This window comes from Aeromonas sp. 84A, from assembly GCF_051919345.1.
GTDB lineage: Bacteria > Pseudomonadota > Gammaproteobacteria > Enterobacterales > Aeromonadaceae > Aeromonas > Aeromonas veronii.
Genome location: NZ_JBQBEW010000001.1, coordinates 4191506 through 4212090, shown reverse-complemented (window position 1 = coordinate 4212090; position 20585 = coordinate 4191506). Strand labels below are relative to the sequence as shown.

The window sequence follows — 20585 nt, the reverse complement described above, 5'->3', positions numbered from 1 at the left end:
AGTTGCGATTGTTTTCTCGCCTTGCGTCGTCAGGAACTGCAAGATTAGAGGTGGCAGCCCTATCTGTTTTACTCATCAGGACAAGACCTTATGCCACTCCTTCGTCAGCTTTTTCTTCCCATGTTGCTGTTGTTTTCAGGCATGTTGGCTGTTGCGGCTCCCCAGCCGCAAGATGAGAGCACAAGTAACGAAATCTCCGCACAAAAGGAGCTGCTGGTCGGGGTTCCCCGTGGCGGCTATCTCCCTTTCATCTATCAACTCCCCAACCAGCGTTATGCCGGTCCGCTCAAGGAGCTGGCCTCGCGCATTGCAGCCGAAATGGGCGTGTCATTGCGTTATATCCCCTACAACTCCTACGTGGATGCCCAGATTGCTCTCCAAGGCGGCCAGATCGATGCATTAATCGGGGTCGAACGTAATGCTCTTGAATTGAAGGGGATAAACCCTATTGGCAGTATCGGTTCTTATGCTCGCTCCATTTTAATGCATACCCCGGATCAGCGATTGACCCTGGAGCAGGCGCGCAAGTTACGCTGGGTCTGTATTCGTGGTTTTGGCAGTTGTAATGAATTGGCTCGTTTGGGGATCTCTGATGTAACTGAGCTTGAGAGCCGTGACGAGGCGACCTATATGGTCAAGCTGGGCGCTGTCGATGCATATCTTGATTTGGAACCAATTGTTTCCCTTAAGATGGAGAGAATGCCTGCATCAATGGGGGTTGTCGCTCCTGGGTGGCTTTCTGGCAGCACGCTGACGATGGCGACCAGCTCCCGCCAGCCAGAGCTGAGCGAGAAGCTTTGGCAGGCATATCAACGGATACCCGTTGCAGACTCACGATTACGGTTGCATCAGAAAAATGAACGCGCCAACGCAGGTCTGTTGCTGGAACCAGATGAGGCTAGTTGGCTGAAGCAGAGAAACAAGGTCATCAAGTTCGCCGTTGCCCCCGGATTTGCCGGCATCAGCGAAATCGATGACGAAGGTGAATTGCATGGCTATACGGCAGACCTGATGAAGTTATTGAGTCTGCGCTCCGGGATCCGCTTTGAGCTGGCGTCGACAAATACCTGGCAGGAGTCACTAAAACTGCTGAAAGAGCACAAAGTGGACCTTATTCCCTTGATGACACCGCTCAAGGATCGTCAGTCCTTTGCCTCTTTTACCTCCTCCTATCTGAAGTTCGACAGCTATGTCGTAGCCAGACACGGTGCTCGCCCGCTGAAGTCGCTGGTCGAGCTGAAAGGGCGTCTGATTGGTGGTGTGACGGGTTCTTACGAAGCCTCTCTCATTCACGCGCTGGGCGCCAATATTATCGAAGTGGGCAAGGATGCCGATTTACTGACCTTGCTTGACACTGGGCGAGCTGAATATGTGCTGTTGACCATGACCAATCTGGGACAGCAGGCAATGAAGGGTTTCAATGAGAAGTATCAGGTGGTGCTGAGCTCTCCCGAATTTTCCGTACCTATCAGTATGGCCGTCGACAATGCTCAGCCCGAGTTGCTCCGCATCATGGACAAGTTGCTGCTGACCATCACAGATGAGGAGTGGCAACTGCTGGAACGACGCTGGCTCAATGTGTCGGTCAATATCGAGTCTGATTACACCCTGATTTACAAATGGTTGGCCATAGGGGGGGGCGCCTTGCTCGTCAGCGGTTTGTTGGTGATGTTCTGGGCTCGCAGTTTGCGTCGCCAGATTGCGCAGCGGAAAATCGCAGAGGACAAGCTGAATGAACAGTTGCTGTTTGTGCAGACCTTGCTCAACTCACTGCCAACCATGGTGGCGCTACGTGATAGCGAGCAGCGGATCACCTTGTGCAATCAGGCCTATCGCGATGCCTTTCTCGGTGCTGGCAGTTGCAGTGAGGAGCTGCAAAACATGCCAGAGACACTCAGAAACAGTGTGTTGGAAGAAGAGCGTTTGGTGTGGCAGACCGGACAGGATCTGGAGGGGGCAGGGAGCAACCTGCGAGCTGATGGTACGCCCTGCCATGTTATCTATGCCAAACGCCCTTATCGCGATCCCGATGGCAATATGCGGGGGGTGTTGACAGTACTGACCGATGTCAGCCGGATCAAGGAGGCGGAGGAGCGCGCCCGTCAGGCTGAAAATCGCCTTACCCAGATTACCGACAGCATGCCTGGGGTGGTCTATCAGTATTTATGGCAAGGGCCGGGCAAGGGGCGCTTTCTTTATGCCTCTCAGGGGGCCAACGAGATTCTGGGGGTATCTCACCAGGATTTATTTAACGCTGAATCGGGTGGTGAGGTATTTGGCTTTACCGAACAGGCCTTGCAGGAGTTTGTCAGCAAGGTGGCCAATCATGCCGAGACTCTGGCGCCCCTCGATCTGGAGGTCAAGGTGGAGCGGCCTGATGGAGATCGCTATCTGCAAGTGCGTGGCAACTTTGTCAGACAGGAGCAGCAGGCACTGATCCTTAACGGGGTAATTCAGGACATTACAGCCCTCAAGCAACAGGAATACGAGCTGCGCGAAGCTCGCGCCTATGCCGAGCAGGCGATGCAGGCTCGCAGCCGCTTTTTGGCAACCATGAGCCATGAACTACGAACACCCATTTCAGGCATGCATGGCATGCTCGAATTGCTGCAAATGAGCGAGCTCAACGACGACCAGCGTTTTATGGTGCGTAATGTGGTCACATCGACCAACAACCTGCTCTATCTGGTCAATGACATCCTCGATTTTTCCAAGATAGAAGCGGGTCAGTTGCAGTTGAATTACCAGAGCAGCCGGTTGCAAACGGTGATCTGCGATGCCATTCGTGGCCACGCTGCACTGGCTCATAACAAGGGGCTCCACGTGGTGCTGGAGTGGGAGCATCATGTGCCGGATTGGGCCGACCTCGACGGGGTGCGTATTGGTCAGGTCATCTCCAACCTGCTCAACAATGCGGTGAAGTTTACCGAACAAGGGGGGATTACTATCCGGGTCAGCTATCTGAGTGAGCAACTGACCATCAGTGTCAGTGACACCGGTATCGGGATCGCCGAAGAGAAGCAGGCGCTGCTGTTCACGCCTTTTGAGCAGGTGGAGTCAGATATCAACCGTCGTTTTGGTGGCACCGGACTGGGGTTGGCAATCTGTGAGCAGCTGGTATGCAAAATGGGGGGGGCACTGACACTGACCAGCAAGGCAGGAGAGGGCTCCTGCTTCCGCTTCACCGTGCCGCTAACCAATCCGCAGTGGGATCCCCCAGCTCTGGCTGACACAGAATGGTGGTTTTTCAGCGATGACACCAATCTCGAAGCGGCCATGGTACGGCAGGGGGCCAAGCTCAGGTACTTGGGGGCCAGTGAGCTCAGTCGCTCACTGGAAGGGTTGCTGTTGGCCGATCAACGGTGGCTTGAGCAAGCGCTTGGGGGGGAATGGCAAAGCTGGCTGCAACACTCTGCGCTGAAGGGGATCATAGCGTCACCCGATGAGGCGTTACGGGGGCGGATTGGTGAACAGAAATGGTGGCGCCTGGGTCTATCTCCTCTCTATCCGGATCTTCTGCTGGAGAGCTGCCACGAATTGCTACAGGAGCGGGTCACACCAATCCTCCCTGCGCTTGCAGAGAAGCTGGGTGGCAAAGTATTGGTGGCCGATGATCATCCGGTCAATCGTGCCTTGTTGGCACGGCAGTTGGCCATTCTTGGTATCGAGGCTCAGGTTGTGGAAGATGGCGAGAAGGCTCTGCGGGCCTGGCAGGGACAGCAATTCTCTCTGCTGTTGACTGATTGCCATATGCCGGTGATGGATGGTTATGCTCTGACCAAGGCGCTGCGGGCTGCGGGAGTGACGGCCCCCATCATAGGGGTAACGGCAGATACGTCGGAAGAGGCGAGTGCTCGTATGGTAGAGGCTGGCATGAGTGACATGTTACTGAAGCCCTACCCGCTGGATATCTTGCGCCAGATGCTGGCCCATTGGCTGGCAGAGAGGACGCCAACCAGAAGCGCGGTTGCGCCCGTTGTTGGGGCTACAGGCATGCAGGCTGAGCGCTGGTTGGCGCTGTTTGGTGACGAGCTGACCGCGCGAGCCATGGCGGTGGAGTATCTCGATTCCAACCGGCAGGATGGCGAGGCCATGATGGCAGCGCTTATTTGTCATGATGCCAGCGCTTTGGTAGAGACAGCCCACCGGATCAAGGGGGCTGCCCGAATGGTCGGGTTGGAGGAGCTTGCCAGCCAGGCTGCCATGCTGGAATCGGCAGCGCGATTGAAGCGGCTCGACGAGCTCGACGATCTGGTCAGCACAGTGCAGAGGTTGATGACGGCGATTGCCCACGACATTGGATTATGGCTCGATGAAAAAAGCACAACATGAGTTGGTCATCATGGTCGTGGAAGACCATGGATTTCAGCGCAAGGCGCTGCTGCACCAGATCCGCAGCCTGGGTTACCAGAATCTGCTGGAAGCGGTTGATGGTATCGAGGCGTTGGCGCTTAGCCAGCAACACAACGTCGATATCCTGTTTTGTGATCTGCGAATGCCCGGAATGGATGGCATGGCGCTGTTGCGCCGCCTGTCGCTGGGTGGTTTTCAGGGCGGCATTATCCTCTCCAGCGCGCTTGAGGGGGATGTGGTCGAAGCCGTATTGCGTATGAGTAGCGCTTATGGCTTGCAGGTGCTTGGTCGCATAGAGAAACCCTCAACGCCGCAGCAGCTCCAGCGGCTTATCCAGGCTTGGTCACCCCGGCAGGAACCCGTCAGGGAGGAAGAGGGGCACAGAATAGGACTCGATGAGTTGCGTCGGGCGATCGAGCAAGATCAACTGCTGCCCTGGTATCAGCCCAAGGTGAGTTTTGCATCCGGCGAATGGGTCGGGATGGAGGCGTTGGCTCGCTGGCAACACCCCGAGTTTGGCCTGATCCCGCCCGGGCGTTTTATTTCACTGGCGGAGAGCAACGGGCTTATCGATCCGTTGACCGAGGTGATCATCAGCAAATCTCTGAGTGATGGTCATTTATGGGAGGAAACCGGGTTGTCACTCAATCTGTCGATGAACCTCTCCACCACCTCACTCATTGAAGGGGATCTTTGCAACTTATTGATTGATCAGTGCAAGCGCTGGAGTATCAATCCGGAGCTTATCACTCTGGAGGTGACCGAGAGCGCATTCGTGCAGGATCTGGGCAAGTCTCTGGAGGTGCTGACCCGGCTAAGGATGCATGGCTTTGGCCTCTCCATCGATGATTTTGGTACCGGCTACTCCTCGATGCAGCAGCTGGCACTGTTGCCGTTCACCGAACTCAAGCTGGATCGCTCTTTCGTCGATCGCTGCCATGCCGATCCGTCACGTTTGGCTATCATCGAGTCCAGTATCGAGTTGGCCCGCAAGCTGGGGCTGAAGTCGGTGGCGGAAGGGGTAGAGGATGAGGCAACCTGGCGAGTGCTGGCCCAACTCGGTTGCGACCTCTGTCAGGGATTTTTCTCTGCCCGCCCTATGCCGCGCAGTGAATTGGCTAATTGGCACCGGACTTGGCAAGATAGATTGCCTACACTGATATCTATCTGATTCTGTTGGCTGGATCCCTCCGTTTGAACAAGGATGTTCATGAAAATCTCAAGCAAGTTGCTGCTCAGCTTCGGTTTTATCAACCTGCTGATCCTGCTCTCCTCCACGCTGGTCTATTACCGGCTGACCCAGATCAATCAGGCCCAACACACCCTGCTGGAGCAGGCGCTGCCCGCCTTGCAGCGGGATGAGGCGAGCCAGAAGGCGCTGGTGGCCACCGTTTCTGCCCTGCGTGGATATCTGATCCTCGGCAAGGATCCGGCTCAGGCCTCCCGCCTCAAGCAGGAGTGGGAGTCGGCCTGGCAGGCCATTGCCCATCAGGCCTTCAGTCCGACGCTCGCCAAGTCTCTCGAGACCTTCAAAAGCCATCAGGAGAAGGTGTGGACTATCGCCCAGAGCGAAGAGAATCTGCCCGCTCACACCCTGATGTTGCAGGAGGCGGGGCCGCTGGCGGAGGCGGCGCTCGATCAGTTGCAATCCTTTGCCAATGAAGAAGTTGGCACTCCGCAGGATCAACTCTCCGGCGATCGCCGCATGCTGCTCAAACAGGTGGGGGATGCCTACAACAGCCTCGCCAATTCCCTCTCCGCACTGCGGGATTTTCTTATCTCAGGCGATCCCGAATACCGCAGCAAATATCAGGATTACTTCCAGTTTCATCAGCAGCGGGTGGCTGAGGTGAAACAGCAAGCCGCGCTCTTTACCGACACCCAGCAGAGCCTCTGGCAGCTGTTTGAAGAGATGGCTACCCCTTTCTCCGAGCTGGTGGGACAGGTGATCGAGAAGCGCCAGGCACCGGATTGGGATCAGGCAAACTACCTGATGGCCACCGACATCGAGCCGATGCAGTCCAGCCTCAGCGAGCAGCTGGTCCAGCAGGTGGGGAAAACCCGTGCCGAGGTGGATCAGATTTCGGCGCAGATGACCGGAGCCGGGAGGGCTATCAACCAGACTCTGCTGTTGGCTACCGGCAGTGCCATCGTGCTTGGCATGGTGGTCGCATGGCTCTTTAGTCGCCGTCTGACCCGTGACATTGCCTGTCTGGTGACTCGGGCGGGGCAGGTTGCGGATGGCCGGCTGGCGGCCGATCCCTTGCCGATAACGGGGCAGGATGAGTTGGGAGAGTTGACCGGTTCCATCAACCGGATGTCTGCCCAGTTACATCATCTGGTCGGGGAGTTGCAGGGGGCTGTGGGGCAGGTCGAGGTGGCCTGTCTCGATGTGGGCAGCACTACCAGAGCCATAGTGGCGGATCTGACGGAGCAGGATCAGCGGGTCGATGCGGTGGCGGCGGCTATCGATCAGATGTCAGTGAGTGCTCGTGATGTGGCTGGCAACATTGCCGGTGTGGCGGATGGAGCCCATCAGGTGCGGCAGCAGACCCGTCAGGGAGAGGCCGCGCTGGCACGAATGAGCGATACCATGCAGCAGATTGCCGCCATGATTGGACAGGCCAACGAAGCCATGGGGCTGTTGGAGCATCAGAGTGAACAGGTGGGGCAGATCACCGAGGTGATCGCCACCATTGCCGAGCAGACCAACCTGCTGGCCCTCAATGCCGCCATCGAGGCGGCGCGAGCAGGCGAGCAGGGGCGTGGTTTTGCGGTGGTGGCCGATGAGGTTCGCCAGCTGGCGACCCGCACCCATCAATCCACCGCCGAGATCAGCCAGACTATTGCGGCCATCTCCCAGCAGACTCGCCAGACGGTAAGTACCGTCAGCAGCGGTACCCGGTTGGTGGAGCAAGGGCGGGATGCTGTTGGATTGGTGACCGATACCCTGAGTGCCATGAACCAGCTGGTACAGTCGCTGTCGGGCCAGCTGGAGGCCATTTCGGTGGCAACCGAGCAGCAGTCGCGGGTGGCCGCCGAGGTATCCGGGACGGTAGACGACATTGCCGCGCTCAGTCGGCAATCCTGTCAGCGCAGTCAGCAGGGGGAGGAGATCGTAGCCAGACTGGCTGGCGATACCGGCAAGCTGAAGGCGGTCATCGCCCGCTTTGATCTTGATGCGTGAGATGGCGGGATCATCCCGCCATTGCTATTGCCATTTACCGAGCCGTCTGGCCCGTGGGTTTAGTCCAGACGTCTGAAGGTGTGGTTGTCGAAGCTGCTGGTAGTCTCCCGGTTGAGCAGGCTGACCAGCAAAATCGCCCGTTTCTCTCCATCCGGCTCCATATAGATGGCTTCGAAGCCGGCAAGTGGCCCCTCTTCAATCAGCACCTTGTCGCCCGAGCAGGGCAGGCTGGCGTAGCTGGCTCTCGCCTCGTCGCTGTCATCGCGGCTCATCAGCTGATAGACCAGCTTGCTGCTGATGGGGGTCCATTCACTGCCAAAGTGGATGATTCTGCTGATGCCGCGGGTTGATTTCAGGGTGACCGGTGTCACCTCTTCCAAATCAACGAAGATAAACAGATAGTTGGGGAACATGGGTTCCCGTACCGGAACTCGCTTACCCCGGCGCAGCTTCTCGATCTCCACCATGGGGTAATAGGATTCGATACCCTGGGCATCGAGGTGGGCGCGGGCGCGGGCCTCTTCTTTTGGCTTGCAGTAGGCCAGATACCATTTTTTCATGTTATGAGTATGTTCGTGTTGCCGTGCTCGCGGATATGATAGCGGCGCCAATAAAAAAGGCCACGCATTGCGTGGCCTTTTTTGCCGAGTGAGCAATTACCAACCTTTTACCAGGCCACCTTTGAACAGCTCGAGACCTTTCTTGTAAACATCATCGGTCTGGAAAGCTTGTACGAACTGTTTGACCTTCTCGTCATCCTTGTTGTTGTCGCGGGCGACGATCAGGTTGACGTAGGGGGACTCTTTGTCCTCAACAAACAGGCCGTTCTCGGTCGGGGTCAGACCAATCTGACCGGCGAAGGTGTTGTTGATGATGGCCAAGTCCACGTCTTCCAGCGAGCGCGGCAGTTGGGCTGCTTCCAGTTCCACAATCTTGAAGTTACGCGGGTTGCTGGCGATATCCAGCACGGTGGCTTCCAGACCGGCGCCATCCTTCAGGGTGATCAGACCCTGTTTGGCCAGCAGGATCAGGGAGCGGCCCAGGTTGGTCGGATCGTTCGGTACCGCGATCTGGGCGCCATCTTGCAGCTCGCTCAGCGCCTTGATCTTCTTGGAGTAACCGGCAATCGGGTAGACGAAGGTGTTGCCAACCGGCACCAGCTTGAAGCCGCGATCACGCACCTGCGCATCCAGATAGGGTTTGTGCTGGAAGGCGTTGACGTCGATGCTGCCATCGTTCAGCGCCACGTTCGGGGTGACGTAGTCGGAGAAGTTGACCACCTCGACTGTCAGACCGTATTTCTCTTTGGCTACCTTGGCAGCCACTTCAACCAGTTCGGTCTCGGGGCCGGCAATGGCGCCCACTTTCAGAACCTTGCTCTCTTCTTTTTGACCGCAACCGGCTAGAACCAGACCAGCCAGCAGGGCAGCCGCAACGGATTTGATGCCAAATTTCATAAAACCTCCTGTCAGAAATCGACGATTAACGATGATCACATTTGTTGACCAGGCGCTCACCCGCGCTCTGGATAAGTTGAACCAGTACTACCAGGATAACCACGGTCACCAGCATGACGGTCGGGTCAAAGCGCTGATAACCATAACGAATACCCACATCCCCCAGACCACCGCCACCGATGGCCCCGGCCATGGCCGAGTAGTTCACCAGAGTGACGAGGGTAATGGTGACGCTGTTGAGGATGCCGGGCAGAGCCTCGGGCAGCAGCACCTTGGTGATGATTTGCAGCGGTTTGGCGCCCATCGCCTTGGCCGCTTCCAGCAGGCCGTCCGGCACCTCCATCAGGGCCCCTTCCACCAGACGGGCAATGAAAGGGATGCAACCGACGGTCAGCGGCACGATGGCGGCGATGGTGCCGATACTGGTGCCGACAATCAGCCGGGTTAGCGGAATGATGGCGACCAGCAGGATGATAAAGGGCACCGAGCGACCCACGTTGACCACCATGCCCAGAGTACGGTTGAGCAAGGGGTTGGCCAGGATCTGGCCCGCCTTGGTCACGTGCAGTGCCACGCCGAGCGGCAGACCCAGCAGGCAGCCGAACAGAGCGGAGGCAAACACCATGATCAGGGTGTCGCCCAGGGCCGTGATGAGCAGATTAATCATGGCTTCGGACATAACCCATTACCTCCAGCTGAATGTGGTTGTCGATAAGGAACTGCTGGGTAGCCTCGCACTGGGCCTCATCCCCGAACAGCTCGGCCAGCAGGAAACCGAATTTGACGCCACCGGCGTACTCGATGTCCGCGCTCAGAATGCTGATGTCGATATTGAAACGGCGACTTGCCTCGGAGATCAGCGGCGTATCGACCGTGCTGCCGGTAAAGCCAAGCTTCACCAGCGGGTAGCTGCCCGGCACCCGCTCGCTGCTCATCCGCTCCTGATACTCCTGCGGTACCTCCAGATGGATGGTGGAGTGGATGAAGTCACGGGCCAGCTGGGTCTTGGCATTGCTAAAGAACCAAGCCACTTCGCCCTGCTCGATCAGACGGCCGTCGCTGATGATGGCCACTTCGTCACAGATCCCCTTCACCACGTCCATCTCGTGGGTGATGAGCAGGATGGTGAGCCCCAGCTTGACGTTGATCTCCTTGAGCAGGGTCAGGATCGAGCGGGTGGTCTGCGGGTCGAGAGCAGAGGTGGCCTCGTCGCAGAGCAGCACCTTGGGGGCCGGTGCCAGTGCGCGGGCAATGGCGACGCGCTGTTTCTGACCGCCGGAAAGCTCGGACGGATAGGCATGGGCACGGGCTTCCAGCCCGACCAGCGCCAGCAGCTCTTCGACCCGGCTCTTGATCTGATCCTTGTTCCAGCCTGCCAGCTCCAGCGGAAAGGCGATGTTGGCAAACACAGTGCGGGAGGCAAGTAGGTTGAAGTGCTGGAAAATCATCCCGATCTGGCGGCGAGCCTGGGTCAGATCCCGTTCGCTCAGAGCGACCAGATCCTGGCCATCAACGATGACTTGACCCTCTGTCGGGCGCTCCAGCAGGTTGACACAACGAATGAGGGTACTCTTGCCGGCACCGGAGGCACCGATCACCCCGAAAATTTTGCCTTGGGGTACATGCAGACTCACATCACGCAGGGCGTGCACGGCGTCACTGCCTGTACCGTAGACTTTGTTGAGACCGATCAACTTAATCATGGATTCTTCCGTGCTAACAGCCTTAAAGCACAGGGCGCTACAGGCGGGGAAATTGGGCAGAGGTTCCACTGGGTTACTCTGTCATCATGGAGGATGATGCTAAGATGTCTGGATGGCCATGTCAACGCATGTTTTTACGTCTAGACGTCTAAAAAAGTGATAAGGATTTCTGTCAGGCGGATAACGATCAGGATGGTATTGTTGCTCTTCCAGATCCTGTTTCGTCTCTGCGGCAGATAACCGAATTAAAGATGGTTTATGCCGGGTAAGGCTGGTTTTATTAGTGTGCCAGCCCGTTTCTGTTCACATCTGTTGTCTAGCTTAATGCTCCTCCATCGTTACACAAATTGCTGCACAAATTGTTCCCTATTCGCGACCGGATCACCTGACCGTCACTTTGTCGGCGTCAACCTTGATGCAGCGCAAGGGGGGCTCGGATAGGGATTGGGTCGGTGGCGCCGGTTTTTTATACTGATGATGTCGACAAGCATGGAGGGCAGTGCGATGAGATTCCAACAGATCAAAGAGTTGCTGCACTATCTTGAGCAGGTTCATCACCAGCTCGGACTCTGTTACGGACGTTTGACCAGTCAGGTGGACAGCGAACGCAGCCGGATGTTGCTGGTCTATCTGCAAGGGCGTGAGGATGCGGCCAGTGCCCATCTGCATGAATATGCTGCTCAGCTGGGAGAGGCTGTCAGGGAGACCTGGTTGAACCAGAGTTTCAGCGAGGATATGCTGCCTGCCATTACCCGCTTCGAGCTGCCGGCATCAGTCCAGACCCAGGATATCGTCACTCAGGTATGCCGTTGGGAAGAGCAGCTGGTGGGCGAGCTGAGTCATCTGGCCCGGGAGTGCCCGACACCGGCCACCACCGCCTTGCTCGAGAATCTGGCCGGGCTGGAGCAGACCCGCCTGACTCGGCTGGTGCACGGAGTGCACCGACTCGACGACATGTAACGGGTGATAAGCACCAAACACGCAAGAGGACGGCCAAACAAAAGGGCCCGGCAGCAGTGCCGGGCCCTTTCAATTGGTATCTGCTGACTTGCAGTGAGCGTCGGTCAGCCCTGCTGCTCGGCCGCGTAGAGGGCGGCCCCGATAATGCCCGCCTGATTGAGGCTGGCCGCCGGAATAAGCGGCGCCCGGGTCTCGATGCGATCGACAAACTTATCCAGCTTGGCTGCGCTGCCGCCCCCCAGAATGAAGAGGTCGGGGGAGAAGAGAAACTCGAGGCGCGCCAGATACTTGTTGAAACGCTTGCCCCAGCGGTTCCAGGAAAGATCTTCCCGTTTGCGCGCCGCATCGGAGCAGTAGTGCTCGGCGACCATTCCTTCCAGCATCAGATGGCCCAGCTCGGTGTTGGGCAGCAGATGGCCGTTGACGAAGATGGCGGTGCCGATGCCGGTGCCGACCGTGATGAGGATGATGACCCCCTTGCGATCCTTGCCGGCCCCAAAGCGCATTTCGGCCAGACCGGCGGCATCGGCATCATTCAGCACATAGCAGGGCTTGCCGGTGACATCGGCAAACAGATGCTCGGCATCGGTTTCGATCCAGCTCTTGTCGATGTTGGCGGCACTCTTGGCAACCCCGTTGTGGATGGTGGCAGGAAAGCCGCAGCCTACCGGTCCTTTCCAGTCGAAGTGTTCGACCAGCGCCTTGAGGGTATGGGCGATGGCAGCCGGGGTGGCCGGTTGCGGTGTGGCAATGCGATGGCGCTCGCCAATCAATTCGCCGGTTTTGGTATCGACCAGACAGCCCTTGATCCCTGAGCCTCCAATATCCACTCCCAACATATGCATCTGTGTTGTCCTTGTTGTGTGCCGACCAGTTTGCAGTGACCACGCTGTTATGGGCACTGTAGGTCGGCAGAGCATGAAAAAAGTGCTGCAATCCGGCAAGGGGCAGATCACTTATGCGTGATCCGACAGACCTTTTTCGATGCAGCGGATCAGCAAACGGGTCTTCTTGTTCTCTTCATCCTGACGCCGGGCAAGGGTGGCCAGCGCCCATTCGATATGTTCGGCCACCATGGGTTCGGCGGTGGTCAGCCCCAGTTGCAGGGCCGCGATCACCTCGGGGGTCGCCGGGCCATTGCCAAGGGCGACCGCCAGATTGCGGCGCCAGCGTTGATAGCCGATGCGGCGGATCGGGCTTCCCTCGGTCTGTTTGAGGAAATCGCTCTCGCTCCAGCACCACAGCGCCAGCAGGGGCGGGCGGTGCAGGCTGGGGCGCGGGCTAAAATCGGGTTCCGGGCTGGCATCTGCGTAGCGATTCCAGGGGCAGATAAGCTGGCAGTCGTCGCAGCCGTAGATGCGGTTGCCCATCAGGGGTCTGAACTCTTCCGGAATAGGACCGTCGTTCTCGATGGTGAGATAGGAGATGCAGCGGCGGCCATCTACTACATAGGGGGCGACAATGGCGCCGGTCGGGCAGATGTTGATGCAGGCGACACACTTGCCGCACTGCTCCTTCTCCACTGGCTGGTCGAGCGGCAGCGGCAGGTTGAGCAACAGCTCACCGAGAAAGAAGAAGGAGCCGGCCGATTCGTTGAGCAGCAGTGAGTGTTTGCCAACCCAGCCTAGGCCCGCCTTGGCTGCCAGTGGCCGCTCGAGGATGGGTGCGGAGTCGACGAAGGGGCGCCACTCACCCAAGGTCTCTTCAGTGCCTTGAAACAGCTCGGCGCAGCGCGCTTCAATGCGATCACCCAGCTGTTTGAGCCGGTTGCGCAGCACCTTGTGGTAGTCACGGCCGAGGGCATAGCGGCTGATATAGCCGAGGGTCGGATCGCGCAGGGTAGCGGCGAAGCCCGCCTCGAACGGCAGGTAGTTCATCCGCACCGACAACACCCGCACCGCGCCCGGCAGCAGCTCGTGGGCGCGCGCGCGCATCATGCCGTGGCGCGCCATGTAATCCATGCTGCCGTGATAGCCCGCATCCAGCCAGGCCTGCAATCTCGGCTCTTCGATACGCAGGTCGGTGTCGGTGATGCCCGCCTGGTCAAAACCTAGCTCCCGTGCCCAGAGCTTGATATCGTGGGCCAGCTGGTGGAAGTCAGGTGCACTCATGCGGCTTGGCCTGGCCGGAGTTTGCTGGCGTGGGTCGATTGATAAGAGGCGGGAGCCGTCATGGTAGAGATCATCAGGGGCGCGTTGGGCACAAAAGAGGGGGGCAGTTTACCACAGGGGCTGTGGCAGACTGAACAGATCCGCGCACTGGAGCGCAACTGGGCCGCGCGTGAGGGGCAACCTCTCTATGCCCTGATGGAGCGAGCCGGTGCTGCGCTGCGCACCTATGCCACCCTGCATTGGCCCGACAGTCGCTGCTGGTGGATTTTCGTCGGCCCCGGCAATAACGGCGGTGATGGCTATGTGCTGGCCCGCCTTGCCCGCCAGATTGGCATCGAGGTGGTGGTGATTGCCGCCAGAGCACCCGACCAGCTGAAGGGGGATGCCAGACGGGCCGCCGATGAGTGGCTGGCGGCCGGTGGCCGGGTCTGGCTGGCCGAACAGTTTGATAAGGACCAGCACTCCACCCCGGATCTGGTGGTCGATGCCCTGCTTGGCACCGGCGTCAACACGTCCCTCTCGCCACTACTGACAAAGATCGTCGCAACAATCAATGGCTTGGCTGTGCCCGTGCTGGCGGTGGATCTCCCCTCCGGCCTCAACGGCGATACCGGCCGTGCCATGGGGGCCGTGGTGCAGGCCACGCGCACCCTCACCTTTATCGGTATCAAGCAGGGGATGCTCACCGGCGACGGGGTGGATTGCGTCGGCCAGCTCGACTGTGATCCCCTTGGCGTCACGCCTGATGACACTATGCTGCCCGCCGCCTGGCGTATCGATTATCCGCAGCTGAGCACGCAACTGACCCCGCGCCCGCGCGCTTCCCACAAGGGCTCTTATGGCAAGGTACTGCTGGTGGGGGGCAATCGCGGCATGCAGGGGGCCATCGTGCTGGCTGCCCGCGCCTGCCTGCGGGCGGGGGCCGGGCTGGTGAGGGTGTGTCAGCATCCGGAGCATCCGCCGGTCAGCCTTTATCAACCCGAACTGATGAGTCTCACTACCGCTGATGACGAGGGGTGGGCGTCGGTGCGGGTCATTGGCCCCGGGCTCGGTCAGGATGAGTGGGGAAGCGCGCAAATCGCTCGTTATCTCACCGAACGGCTACCACTGGTTTTGGACGCCGATGGATTGAATTGGCTGGCGCAATCTCCCCGCCATCAGGATAATTGGGTGCTCACGCCCCATCCCGGCGAAGCGGCGCGCCTGCTGGGATGCACCATTGCCGAGATTGAAACCGACCGGTTTGCCGCCGTGCAGGCGCTGCAGCGGCGCTATGGCGGTGTGGTGTTGTTAAAAGGGGCGGGAACACTTATTTATGACGGTGAGCGGGTCGCTCTCTGTTGTGAAGGCAATCCCGGCATGGCAAGTGGCGGCATGGGTGATCTGTTATCTGGTATAATCGCCGCCCTTTTGGCCCAGGGCTGGTCTGCCACCATGGCAAGCTGGCTGGGCGCCGTGATCCACGGCGAGGCTGCAGATCAGGCCGCCGCTGACGGCGAGCGGGGCATGCTGGCTTCAGATCTGCTGCCGCTGATCCGCAAACTGGTTAATCCCGACACCATTACAAGTTAAAAAGAAGAACATGGCAAAACAGTTGATGATGACACTGCCGGACGAGGCAGCAACCGTGGCACTGGGTGGCCGTCTGGCACAGGCCTGCCAGCAGGCGACCACAGTGTTTTTGCATGGCACACTTGGCGCCGGTAAAACCACCCTGACCCGCGGCTGGGTGCAGGGCCTTGGCCATCAGGGCAAGGTAAAAAGCCCGACTTACACCCTGGTCGAACCCTATGAGCTCGATGGCTGGCAGGTCTACCATTTCGATCTCTATCGCCTGGCTGATCCGGAAGAGCTGGAATTCATGGGCATTCGGGACTATTTTGCCGCCAACACTCTCTGTCTGGTGGAGTGGTCCGAGAAGGGCGAGGGCTGGCTACCGGCTCCCGACCTTGAAATTACCCTCACTTATGTAGGCGAGCAGCGCGAGGTTCTGATAGAGGCTCGCACTGCTATTGGCGAAGCCATTCTGGAACGGTTGTCATCTACGTGCGCTTGATCCTTGTTATTGCTCTCTCTTTGATGGCGTTACCCTCTTGGGCGAATCAGCTCAAGAGCGTACGAATCTGGCCATCACCGGATAACACCCGGGTGGTGCTCGATATGAGCAGCGCCCCCAATTACAACTACTTCACCCTCACCGGCCCGGATCGGCTGGTGATCGATCTGAAAGGGGCGAGCAACGCCGCCAATCTGGCCCGGATCGAGAACAACAGCGAACTGGTGCGCAAGATCCGCCAGAGCACTCCGCTGGAGAAGGGCGGTCTGCGACTGGTAATGGATCTCAGCTCCGCCATCAAGCCGGTGGTCTTCCCGCTGGCGCCAGCCGGGCCCTATGGCCACCGTCTGGTCATCGATCTGCCTTATGAAGAGAAGCGCTCGGCGGCAGCGGTGCAATCCACGCCTGTCGGTGGCAAGGGCAAGGGAGTGGTGATTGCCATCGACCCGGGCCACGGCGGGGAAGATCCGGGCTCCATCGGCCCACGCCGTACCTACGAGAAGCGGGTGACGCTGGCGGTCTCCCAGAAGCTGGCGGCACTGATCGACCGCGAGCCGGGGATGCGCGCCGTGATGACCCGTCGTGGCGACTACTTCGTCGACCTCAACAAGCGCTCCGAGATTGCCCGCAAGGCCAAGGCGGATCTGCTGGTCTCTATCCATGCAGACAGTTTTCATAACTCGACCCCGCGCGGCGCCTCTGTCTGGGTTCTCTCGACCAACCGTGCCAACCGCGAGATGGGCAGCTGGCTGGAGAAGCAGGAGAAGCAGGGCGAGCTGCTGGGCGGTGTCGGCAAGGTGTTGGCGGAATCTGATCCCAACCCCTATCTGGCGCAGACCTTCCTCGACCTCTCCATGGACAAGTCCCGTGCCGAAGGGTATGACGTCAGCCGCCAGATCCTGCGCTCCATGGGCAAGGTCGCCCGACTGCACAAGAAGGCGCCGGAGCACGCCAGTCTGGCTGTGCTGAAGGCGCCGGATATTCCCTCTGTGCTGGTTGAAACCGGGTTTATCTCCAACCATGCGGAAGAGAAGCTGCTGGCCACCGCCAGCTATCAGGACCAGCTGGCCCGCGCCATCTTCGAGGGGATCCGCAACTACTACCGCGCCCACCCGACCAAGGGGGCCATGCTGACCGGCAAGGGGCAGGTGAGTCAACCTGCTGCTACTCGCCTTGCACCGGTAGCCCGGCAGCCGGTGAGCCAGCTCAGGCAGACACAGTCGCAGCCGGTAGTGACCAACAAGATGCCCGCCACCGCCCGCGACGGCGGTGCAGGGAGCGGCTCTGGCGCCGGGGTGATCAAGCCTTACTCGGCGGCAGCGCAGGAGAGCGGTGCACCGGTCAGCAGTGTGGGGGACTATGACAAATCGCGGATGCTCCGCCATGTGGTCAAACGGGGCGAGAGCCTCTCCCGCCTTGCCGAGAAGCATGGAGTGAGTCAGTCCACTCTGGTGGAGATCAACCAGCTGCGCAGCCGGGATATTCAGATTGGTCAGACCATCTATATTCCCCAGCAGGGGCAGAGCCGTAGTGCCACCCCCGTTCGCAGTGACGACAAGTCGCAGATGATCCGCCATGTGGTCAAGCGGGGGGAGAGTCTCTCCCGCCTTGCCGAGAAACATGGGGTGAGTCAGGCTCGGCTGGTAGAGATCAACAAGCTCAAGTCGCGGAATATTCAGGTAGGGCAGGTGCTCTACATTCCGCAAAACTGACGCGCGGGAGCGGGCAATGCCGCTCCCGCTGTTAGCGAATACCATCAGCAAGATTGAAATTCAGGAGCAAGCGATGCCGATCCGTATATTGCCACCGATTCTGGCCAACCAGATTCCGGTTGGTGGAGAGGTGGTGGAGCAGCCCTCCTGGATCCTTAAGAGACTGACTATCCGCAAGATTGAAATTCAGGAGTAAATGATGCCGATCCGTATTTTGCCACCCATTCTGGCCAACCAGATTGCAGCCGGAGAGGTGGTGGAGCGGCCCTCTTCTGTGGTGAAAGAGCTGGTGGAGAACAGCCTGGATGCGGGGGCCGACCGGGTCGAGATCGACATCGACAAGGGGGGGGCCAAGCTGATCCGCATCCGTGACAACGGCTGTGGCGTCGCCAAAGACGAGCTGGTGCTGGCGCTGTCGCGTCATGCGACCTCCAAGGTGGCCACGCTGGACGATCTGGAAGGGATCAACAGCCTCGGTTTTCGTGGTGAGGCGCTCGCCTCCATCAGCTCGGTCTCCCGTCTCACCTTCACCTCCCGCACCGCCGAGCAGTCCGAAGCCTGGCAAGCCCAGGCGGAAGGGCGGGAGATGAGCGTCACCATCAAGCCGGCGGCCCATCCTGTGGGCACCACGGTGGAGGTGGTGGATCTCTTCTTCAATACCCCGGCGCGGCGCAAGTTCATGCGCAGTGAAAAGACCGAGTTTGCCCATATCGACGAGCTGGTGCGCCGCATCGCGCTCTCCCGCTTCGATGCCACCCTGATCCTGCGCCACAATGGCAAGGTGGTGCGCCAGTACAAGGCCGCCAATACCGTGCCGGAGCAGGAGCGTCGCCTAGCCGCCGTTTGCGGCACCCCCTTCATGCACCATGCGCTGGCGGTGGAGAGCGAGCACAGCGACGTGCGGCTGTGGGGCTGGCTGGCGACTCCGGAGGGGGCAAGACCGCAAAACGATCTGCAATACACCTACGTAAACGGCCGGATGATGCGCGACAAGCTCATCAACCACGCCATTCGTCAGGCCTATGACGAGTTGTTGCCTCCCGACCGCTTCGCCGCCTATGTGCTCTATATCGAGCTGGATCCCCGTCAGGTGGATGTCAACGTCCACCCGGCCAAGCATGAGGTGCGCTTCCATCAGGCGCGACTGATCCACGACTTTATCTTTCAGGCGCTGTTTACTGCGCTGCGCCGCGAAGGAGTCAGCGCCGTTCATCAGGACGCGCCGCTGGCCGAAACCCTGGTCGAGCTGCCGGTCAGTCCGCAGATCGAATATCCCGGTCAGGCGCCACGCCCGGAGTGGTACGGTGCCGAGCACAGCTACCGGGCACCTGCACAGGTGCGGGAGGGGAGCGGTGGGGCTTGCCGAGCCAGCAATTATCAACCGCCCGAGCCCCCCAGTCGGGAGGCGATGCGCGGCATGGGCGCTCTGCTCACCTCGCTGCCTATCGCAACTGCGACTGAGGCTGCGCCTGTGCAGCCCACTGATCCAGTGCCGTCACCCAAACAGGGGGGATGTCGCGCCCTGACACTGGTGGAGCAGGCCTACCTGTTGATCGAGCGGGATAATCAGCTGGCGCTGCTCTCGCTGGTGCGCGCCGAGCGGGTGCTGCTGCGCCACTGGCTGCTGGAGACCTGGGGTCAGGGACTGGCGGCCCAGCCGCTGTTGCTACCGGTCTCCTTCAAGCTGCCGAAGAATTTGATCGCGCTGGTGACCGAGCAGGAACGTTTACTGAAACGGATGGGGCTGGAGTTGAAAAGCGGGGGGCGCGACACCATGATCCTGACTCGGGTGCCGGCTCTGCTGCGCCAGACCGATCTGGTGCGTCTGTTACCCGAATTGCTGCAAATTATCGAGGGCGGATCTGACAGTGATGCTGGTCAGCAGGCTGAAGTATTATGCCAATGGCTGGTGGAGCAGGGGATAAGCCGCGAGAAGATATACGATTTTTCAACTGCCAGTCGTCTGCTGACGGAACTTGTGACTGATTTCAGTGACCATCTGGCAGACATTCGCATGGTGCGCCCCCTTTCGCTGGCGACCGTGCTGGAGGAGTTTGAACATGGCGAGTGACTTGCCGACCGCAATTTTTCTGATGGGGCCGACGGCCTCCGGCAAGACGGATCTCGCCATTGAACTGTGCCAGGCGCTGCCCTGCGACATCATCAGCGTCGATTCGGCGCTGATCTATCGCGGCATGGATATCGGTACGGCCAAGCCGACTGCCGATGAGCTGGCGCGGGCCCCGCACCGGCTGATCGATATTCTTGATCCTGCTGTGAGCTATTCGGCAGCCGATTTTTGCAGGGATGCCCTGCGAGAGATGAAAGAGATCGCCGATCGCGGCCGCATTCCGCTGCTGGTAGGCGGCACCATGCTCTATTTCAAGGCGCTGCTGGAGGGATTGTCCCCGCTGCCCTCTGCCGATCCCGCCATTCGTGCCGGGATTGAGGAAGAGGCTGCCCGCCTCGGTTGGCAAGCGCTGCACGACGAGCTGGTGCGCATTGACCCGGTGGCCGGGGCGAGAATTCACCCCAATGACCCGCAGCGACTCTCCCGGGCGCTGGAGGTCTACCGTATCAGCGGCAAGACCCTTACCGAGCTGACGCAGGTGCAGGGGGAGGGCTTGCCCTATCGGGTGCAGCAGTTTGCCATCGCCCCGAGCGAGCGCGCCGTGCTGCATCAGCGTATCGAACAGCGCTTTGACAAGATGCTGCAAGGTGGCTTGGAACAGGAGGTTCGTGCGCTGATGGCGCGCGGCGATCTGCACCCGGATCTCCCCTCCATTCGCTGTGTGGGTTATCGCCAAATGTGGGACTACCTGTGCGGTGAAGTGGGGTATGATGAGATGCGTTATCGTGGCATTGTTGCCACACGCCAATTGGCAAAACGACAGATGACCTGGTTGCGCGGCTGGCCCGATGTGACCTGGTTGGAATCTGGTGAGTCTGGCAATCTCGACCGCGTGCTTGCTCGCGCTGGTGCGGCTTGACACTCCCTGTATAATCAGGTTGTTATATTGATATTCGGTGTTTAAAAACAACAAAC

Annotated in this window: 16 protein-coding genes; 10 read left to right on the top strand and 6 right to left on the bottom strand. The window is 59.3% G+C overall.

Features of this window, described 5'->3' with window-relative positions; all coding sequences use genetic code 11:
- Window positions 1-90 precede the first annotated feature (90 nt).
- The 3 genes from ACTG20_RS19070 to ACTG20_RS19060 are packed head-to-tail and all read left to right on the top strand — an operon-like array spanning window position 91 to window position 7540.
- Window positions 91-4332, top strand: coding sequence for an ATP-binding protein (locus tag ACTG20_RS19070; RefSeq protein WP_439987330.1), 4242 nt, complete (start codon window positions 91-93; stop codon window positions 4330-4332).
- On the top strand, window positions 4313-5524 hold the full coding sequence (locus ACTG20_RS19065) for an EAL domain-containing response regulator (protein WP_236382446.1): 1212 nt from the start codon (window positions 4313-4315) through the stop codon (window positions 5522-5524). The genes ACTG20_RS19070 and ACTG20_RS19065 overlap by 20 nt, the downstream gene beginning before the upstream one ends.
- 39 nt (window positions 5525-5563) lie before the next feature.
- Window positions 5564-7540 (top strand): HAMP domain-containing methyl-accepting chemotaxis protein, encoded by a 1977-nt coding sequence (locus ACTG20_RS19060; protein WP_439987328.1) that lies wholly within the window; start codon window positions 5564-5566, stop codon window positions 7538-7540.
- Between the two features lie 59 nt (window positions 7541-7599).
- Here ACTG20_RS19060 and rfaH read toward each other — a convergent pair whose 3' ends face one another.
- The 4 genes from rfaH to metN all read right to left on the bottom strand — a co-directional run bounded on the left by rfaH (window position 7600) and on the right by metN (window position 10700).
- On the bottom strand, window positions 7600-8100 hold the full coding sequence (gene rfaH, locus ACTG20_RS19055) for a transcription/translation regulatory transformer protein RfaH (RefSeq protein WP_005339074.1): 501 nt from the start codon (window positions 8098-8100) through the stop codon (window positions 7600-7602).
- Between the two features lie 96 nt (window positions 8101-8196).
- A complete protein-coding gene (gene metQ / locus ACTG20_RS19050) occupies window positions 8197-8997 on the bottom strand; it encodes a methionine ABC transporter substrate-binding lipoprotein MetQ (RefSeq protein WP_005339072.1) in 801 nt (266 codons plus the stop codon).
- Window positions 8998-9022: 25 nt separating this feature from the next.
- On the bottom strand, window positions 9023-9676 hold the full coding sequence (locus ACTG20_RS19045) for a methionine ABC transporter permease (RefSeq protein ID WP_005339070.1): 654 nt from the start codon (window positions 9674-9676) through the stop codon (window positions 9023-9025).
- Entirely contained in the window at window positions 9657-10700 is a 1044-nt protein-coding gene (gene metN, locus ACTG20_RS19040) for a methionine ABC transporter ATP-binding protein MetN (RefSeq protein WP_194496641.1), read from the bottom strand. The genes ACTG20_RS19045 and metN overlap by 20 nt, the downstream gene beginning before the upstream one ends.
- A gap of 504 nt (window positions 10701-11204) precedes the next feature.
- Between metN and ACTG20_RS19035 the strand changes: the two genes are divergently transcribed.
- Entirely contained in the window at window positions 11205-11660 is a 456-nt protein-coding gene (locus ACTG20_RS19035; RefSeq protein ID WP_043822996.1) for a hypothetical protein, read from the top strand.
- Window positions 11661-11764: 104 nt separating this feature from the next.
- On the opposite strand, the gene ppgK is transcribed toward ACTG20_RS19035, so the two are convergent.
- Both ppgK and queG read right to left on the bottom strand, forming a co-directional pair.
- On the bottom strand, window positions 11765-12505 hold the full coding sequence (gene ppgK / locus ACTG20_RS19030) for a polyphosphate--glucose phosphotransferase (RefSeq protein WP_005339062.1): 741 nt from the start codon (window positions 12503-12505) through the stop codon (window positions 11765-11767).
- A 111-nt stretch (window positions 12506-12616) separates the two neighbouring features.
- The gene (queG, locus tag ACTG20_RS19025; protein WP_194496640.1) at window positions 12617-13771 is read right to left on the bottom strand and encodes a tRNA epoxyqueuosine(34) reductase QueG; all 1155 of its coding nucleotides are present in this window, start codon (window positions 13769-13771) and stop codon (window positions 12617-12619) included.
- Between the two features lie 60 nt (window positions 13772-13831).
- Between queG and ACTG20_RS19020 the strand changes: the two genes are divergently transcribed.
- From ACTG20_RS19020 to miaA, 6 genes are read left to right on the top strand one after another with little or no spacing between them, the layout of a single operon-like run.
- The gene (locus tag ACTG20_RS19020; protein WP_194496639.1) at window positions 13832-15343 is read left to right on the top strand and encodes an NAD(P)H-hydrate dehydratase; all 1512 of its coding nucleotides are present in this window, start codon (window positions 13832-13834) and stop codon (window positions 15341-15343) included.
- A 10-nt stretch (window positions 15344-15353) separates the two neighbouring features.
- Window positions 15354-15827, top strand: a complete 474-nt coding sequence (tsaE, locus tag ACTG20_RS19015) for a tRNA (adenosine(37)-N6)-threonylcarbamoyltransferase complex ATPase subunit type 1 TsaE (protein WP_005339056.1) — start codon at window positions 15354-15356, stop codon at window positions 15825-15827.
- Between the two features lie 23 nt (window positions 15828-15850).
- The gene (locus ACTG20_RS19010; RefSeq protein WP_196783575.1) at window positions 15851-17539 is read left to right on the top strand and encodes an N-acetylmuramoyl-L-alanine amidase; all 1689 of its coding nucleotides are present in this window, start codon (window positions 15851-15853) and stop codon (window positions 17537-17539) included.
- Window positions 17540-17555: 16 nt separating this feature from the next.
- Entirely contained in the window at window positions 17556-17735 is a 180-nt protein-coding gene (locus ACTG20_RS19005) for a hypothetical protein (RefSeq protein ID WP_194496637.1), read from the top strand.
- 3 nt (window positions 17736-17738) lie between these two features.
- On the top strand, window positions 17739-19610 hold the full coding sequence (mutL, locus tag ACTG20_RS19000; RefSeq protein ID WP_194496768.1) for a DNA mismatch repair endonuclease MutL: 1872 nt from the start codon (window positions 17739-17741) through the stop codon (window positions 19608-19610).
- Window positions 19600-20529, top strand: a complete 930-nt coding sequence (gene miaA, locus ACTG20_RS18995) for a tRNA (adenosine(37)-N6)-dimethylallyltransferase MiaA (RefSeq protein ID WP_194496636.1) — start codon at window positions 19600-19602, stop codon at window positions 20527-20529. The genes mutL and miaA overlap by 11 nt, the downstream gene beginning before the upstream one ends.
- Window positions 20530-20585: the final 56 nt, after the last annotated feature.

Bases quoted from the DNA above. Each gene is read 5' to 3' on its own strand.
- miaA (WP_194496636.1), top strand. From the start codon at position 19,600: ATGGCGAGTGACTTGCCGACCGCAATTTTTCTGATGGGGCCGACGGCC.
- tsaE (WP_005339056.1), top strand. From the start codon at position 15,354: ATGGCAAAACAGTTGATGATGACACTGCCGGACGAGGCAGCAACCGTG.
- metQ (WP_005339072.1), bottom strand. From the start codon at position 8,997: ATGAAATTTGGCATCAAATCCGTTGCGGCTGCCCTGCTGGCTGGTCTG.
- rfaH (WP_005339074.1), bottom strand. From the start codon at position 8,100: ATGAAAAAATGGTATCTGGCCTACTGCAAGCCAAAAGAAGAGGCCCGC.
- ACTG20_RS19060 (WP_439987328.1), top strand. From the start codon at position 5,564: ATGAAAATCTCAAGCAAGTTGCTGCTCAGCTTCGGTTTTATCAACCTG.
- ACTG20_RS19045 (WP_005339070.1), bottom strand. From the start codon at position 9,676: ATGTCCGAAGCCATGATTAATCTGCTCATCACGGCCCTGGGCGACACC.
- metN (WP_194496641.1), bottom strand. From the start codon at position 10,700: ATGATTAAGTTGATCGGTCTCAACAAAGTCTACGGTACAGGCAGTGAC.
- mutL (WP_194496768.1), top strand. From the start codon at position 17,739: ATGCCGATCCGTATTTTGCCACCCATTCTGGCCAACCAGATTGCAGCC.
- ACTG20_RS19020 (WP_194496639.1), top strand. From the start codon at position 13,832: ATGGTAGAGATCATCAGGGGCGCGTTGGGCACAAAAGAGGGGGGCAGT.
- queG (WP_194496640.1), bottom strand. From the start codon at position 13,771: ATGAGTGCACCTGACTTCCACCAGCTGGCCCACGATATCAAGCTCTGG.
- ACTG20_RS19070 (WP_439987330.1), top strand. From the start codon at position 91: ATGCCACTCCTTCGTCAGCTTTTTCTTCCCATGTTGCTGTTGTTTTCA.
- ACTG20_RS19010 (WP_196783575.1), top strand. From the start codon at position 15,851: ATGGCGTTACCCTCTTGGGCGAATCAGCTCAAGAGCGTACGAATCTGG.
- ppgK (WP_005339062.1), bottom strand. From the start codon at position 12,505: ATGCATATGTTGGGAGTGGATATTGGAGGCTCAGGGATCAAGGGCTGT.
- ACTG20_RS19035 (WP_043822996.1), top strand. From the start codon at position 11,205: ATGAGATTCCAACAGATCAAAGAGTTGCTGCACTATCTTGAGCAGGTT.
- ACTG20_RS19005 (WP_194496637.1), top strand. From the start codon at position 17,556: ATGCCGCTCCCGCTGTTAGCGAATACCATCAGCAAGATTGAAATTCAG.
- ACTG20_RS19065 (WP_236382446.1), top strand. From the start codon at position 4,313: ATGAAAAAAGCACAACATGAGTTGGTCATCATGGTCGTGGAAGACCAT.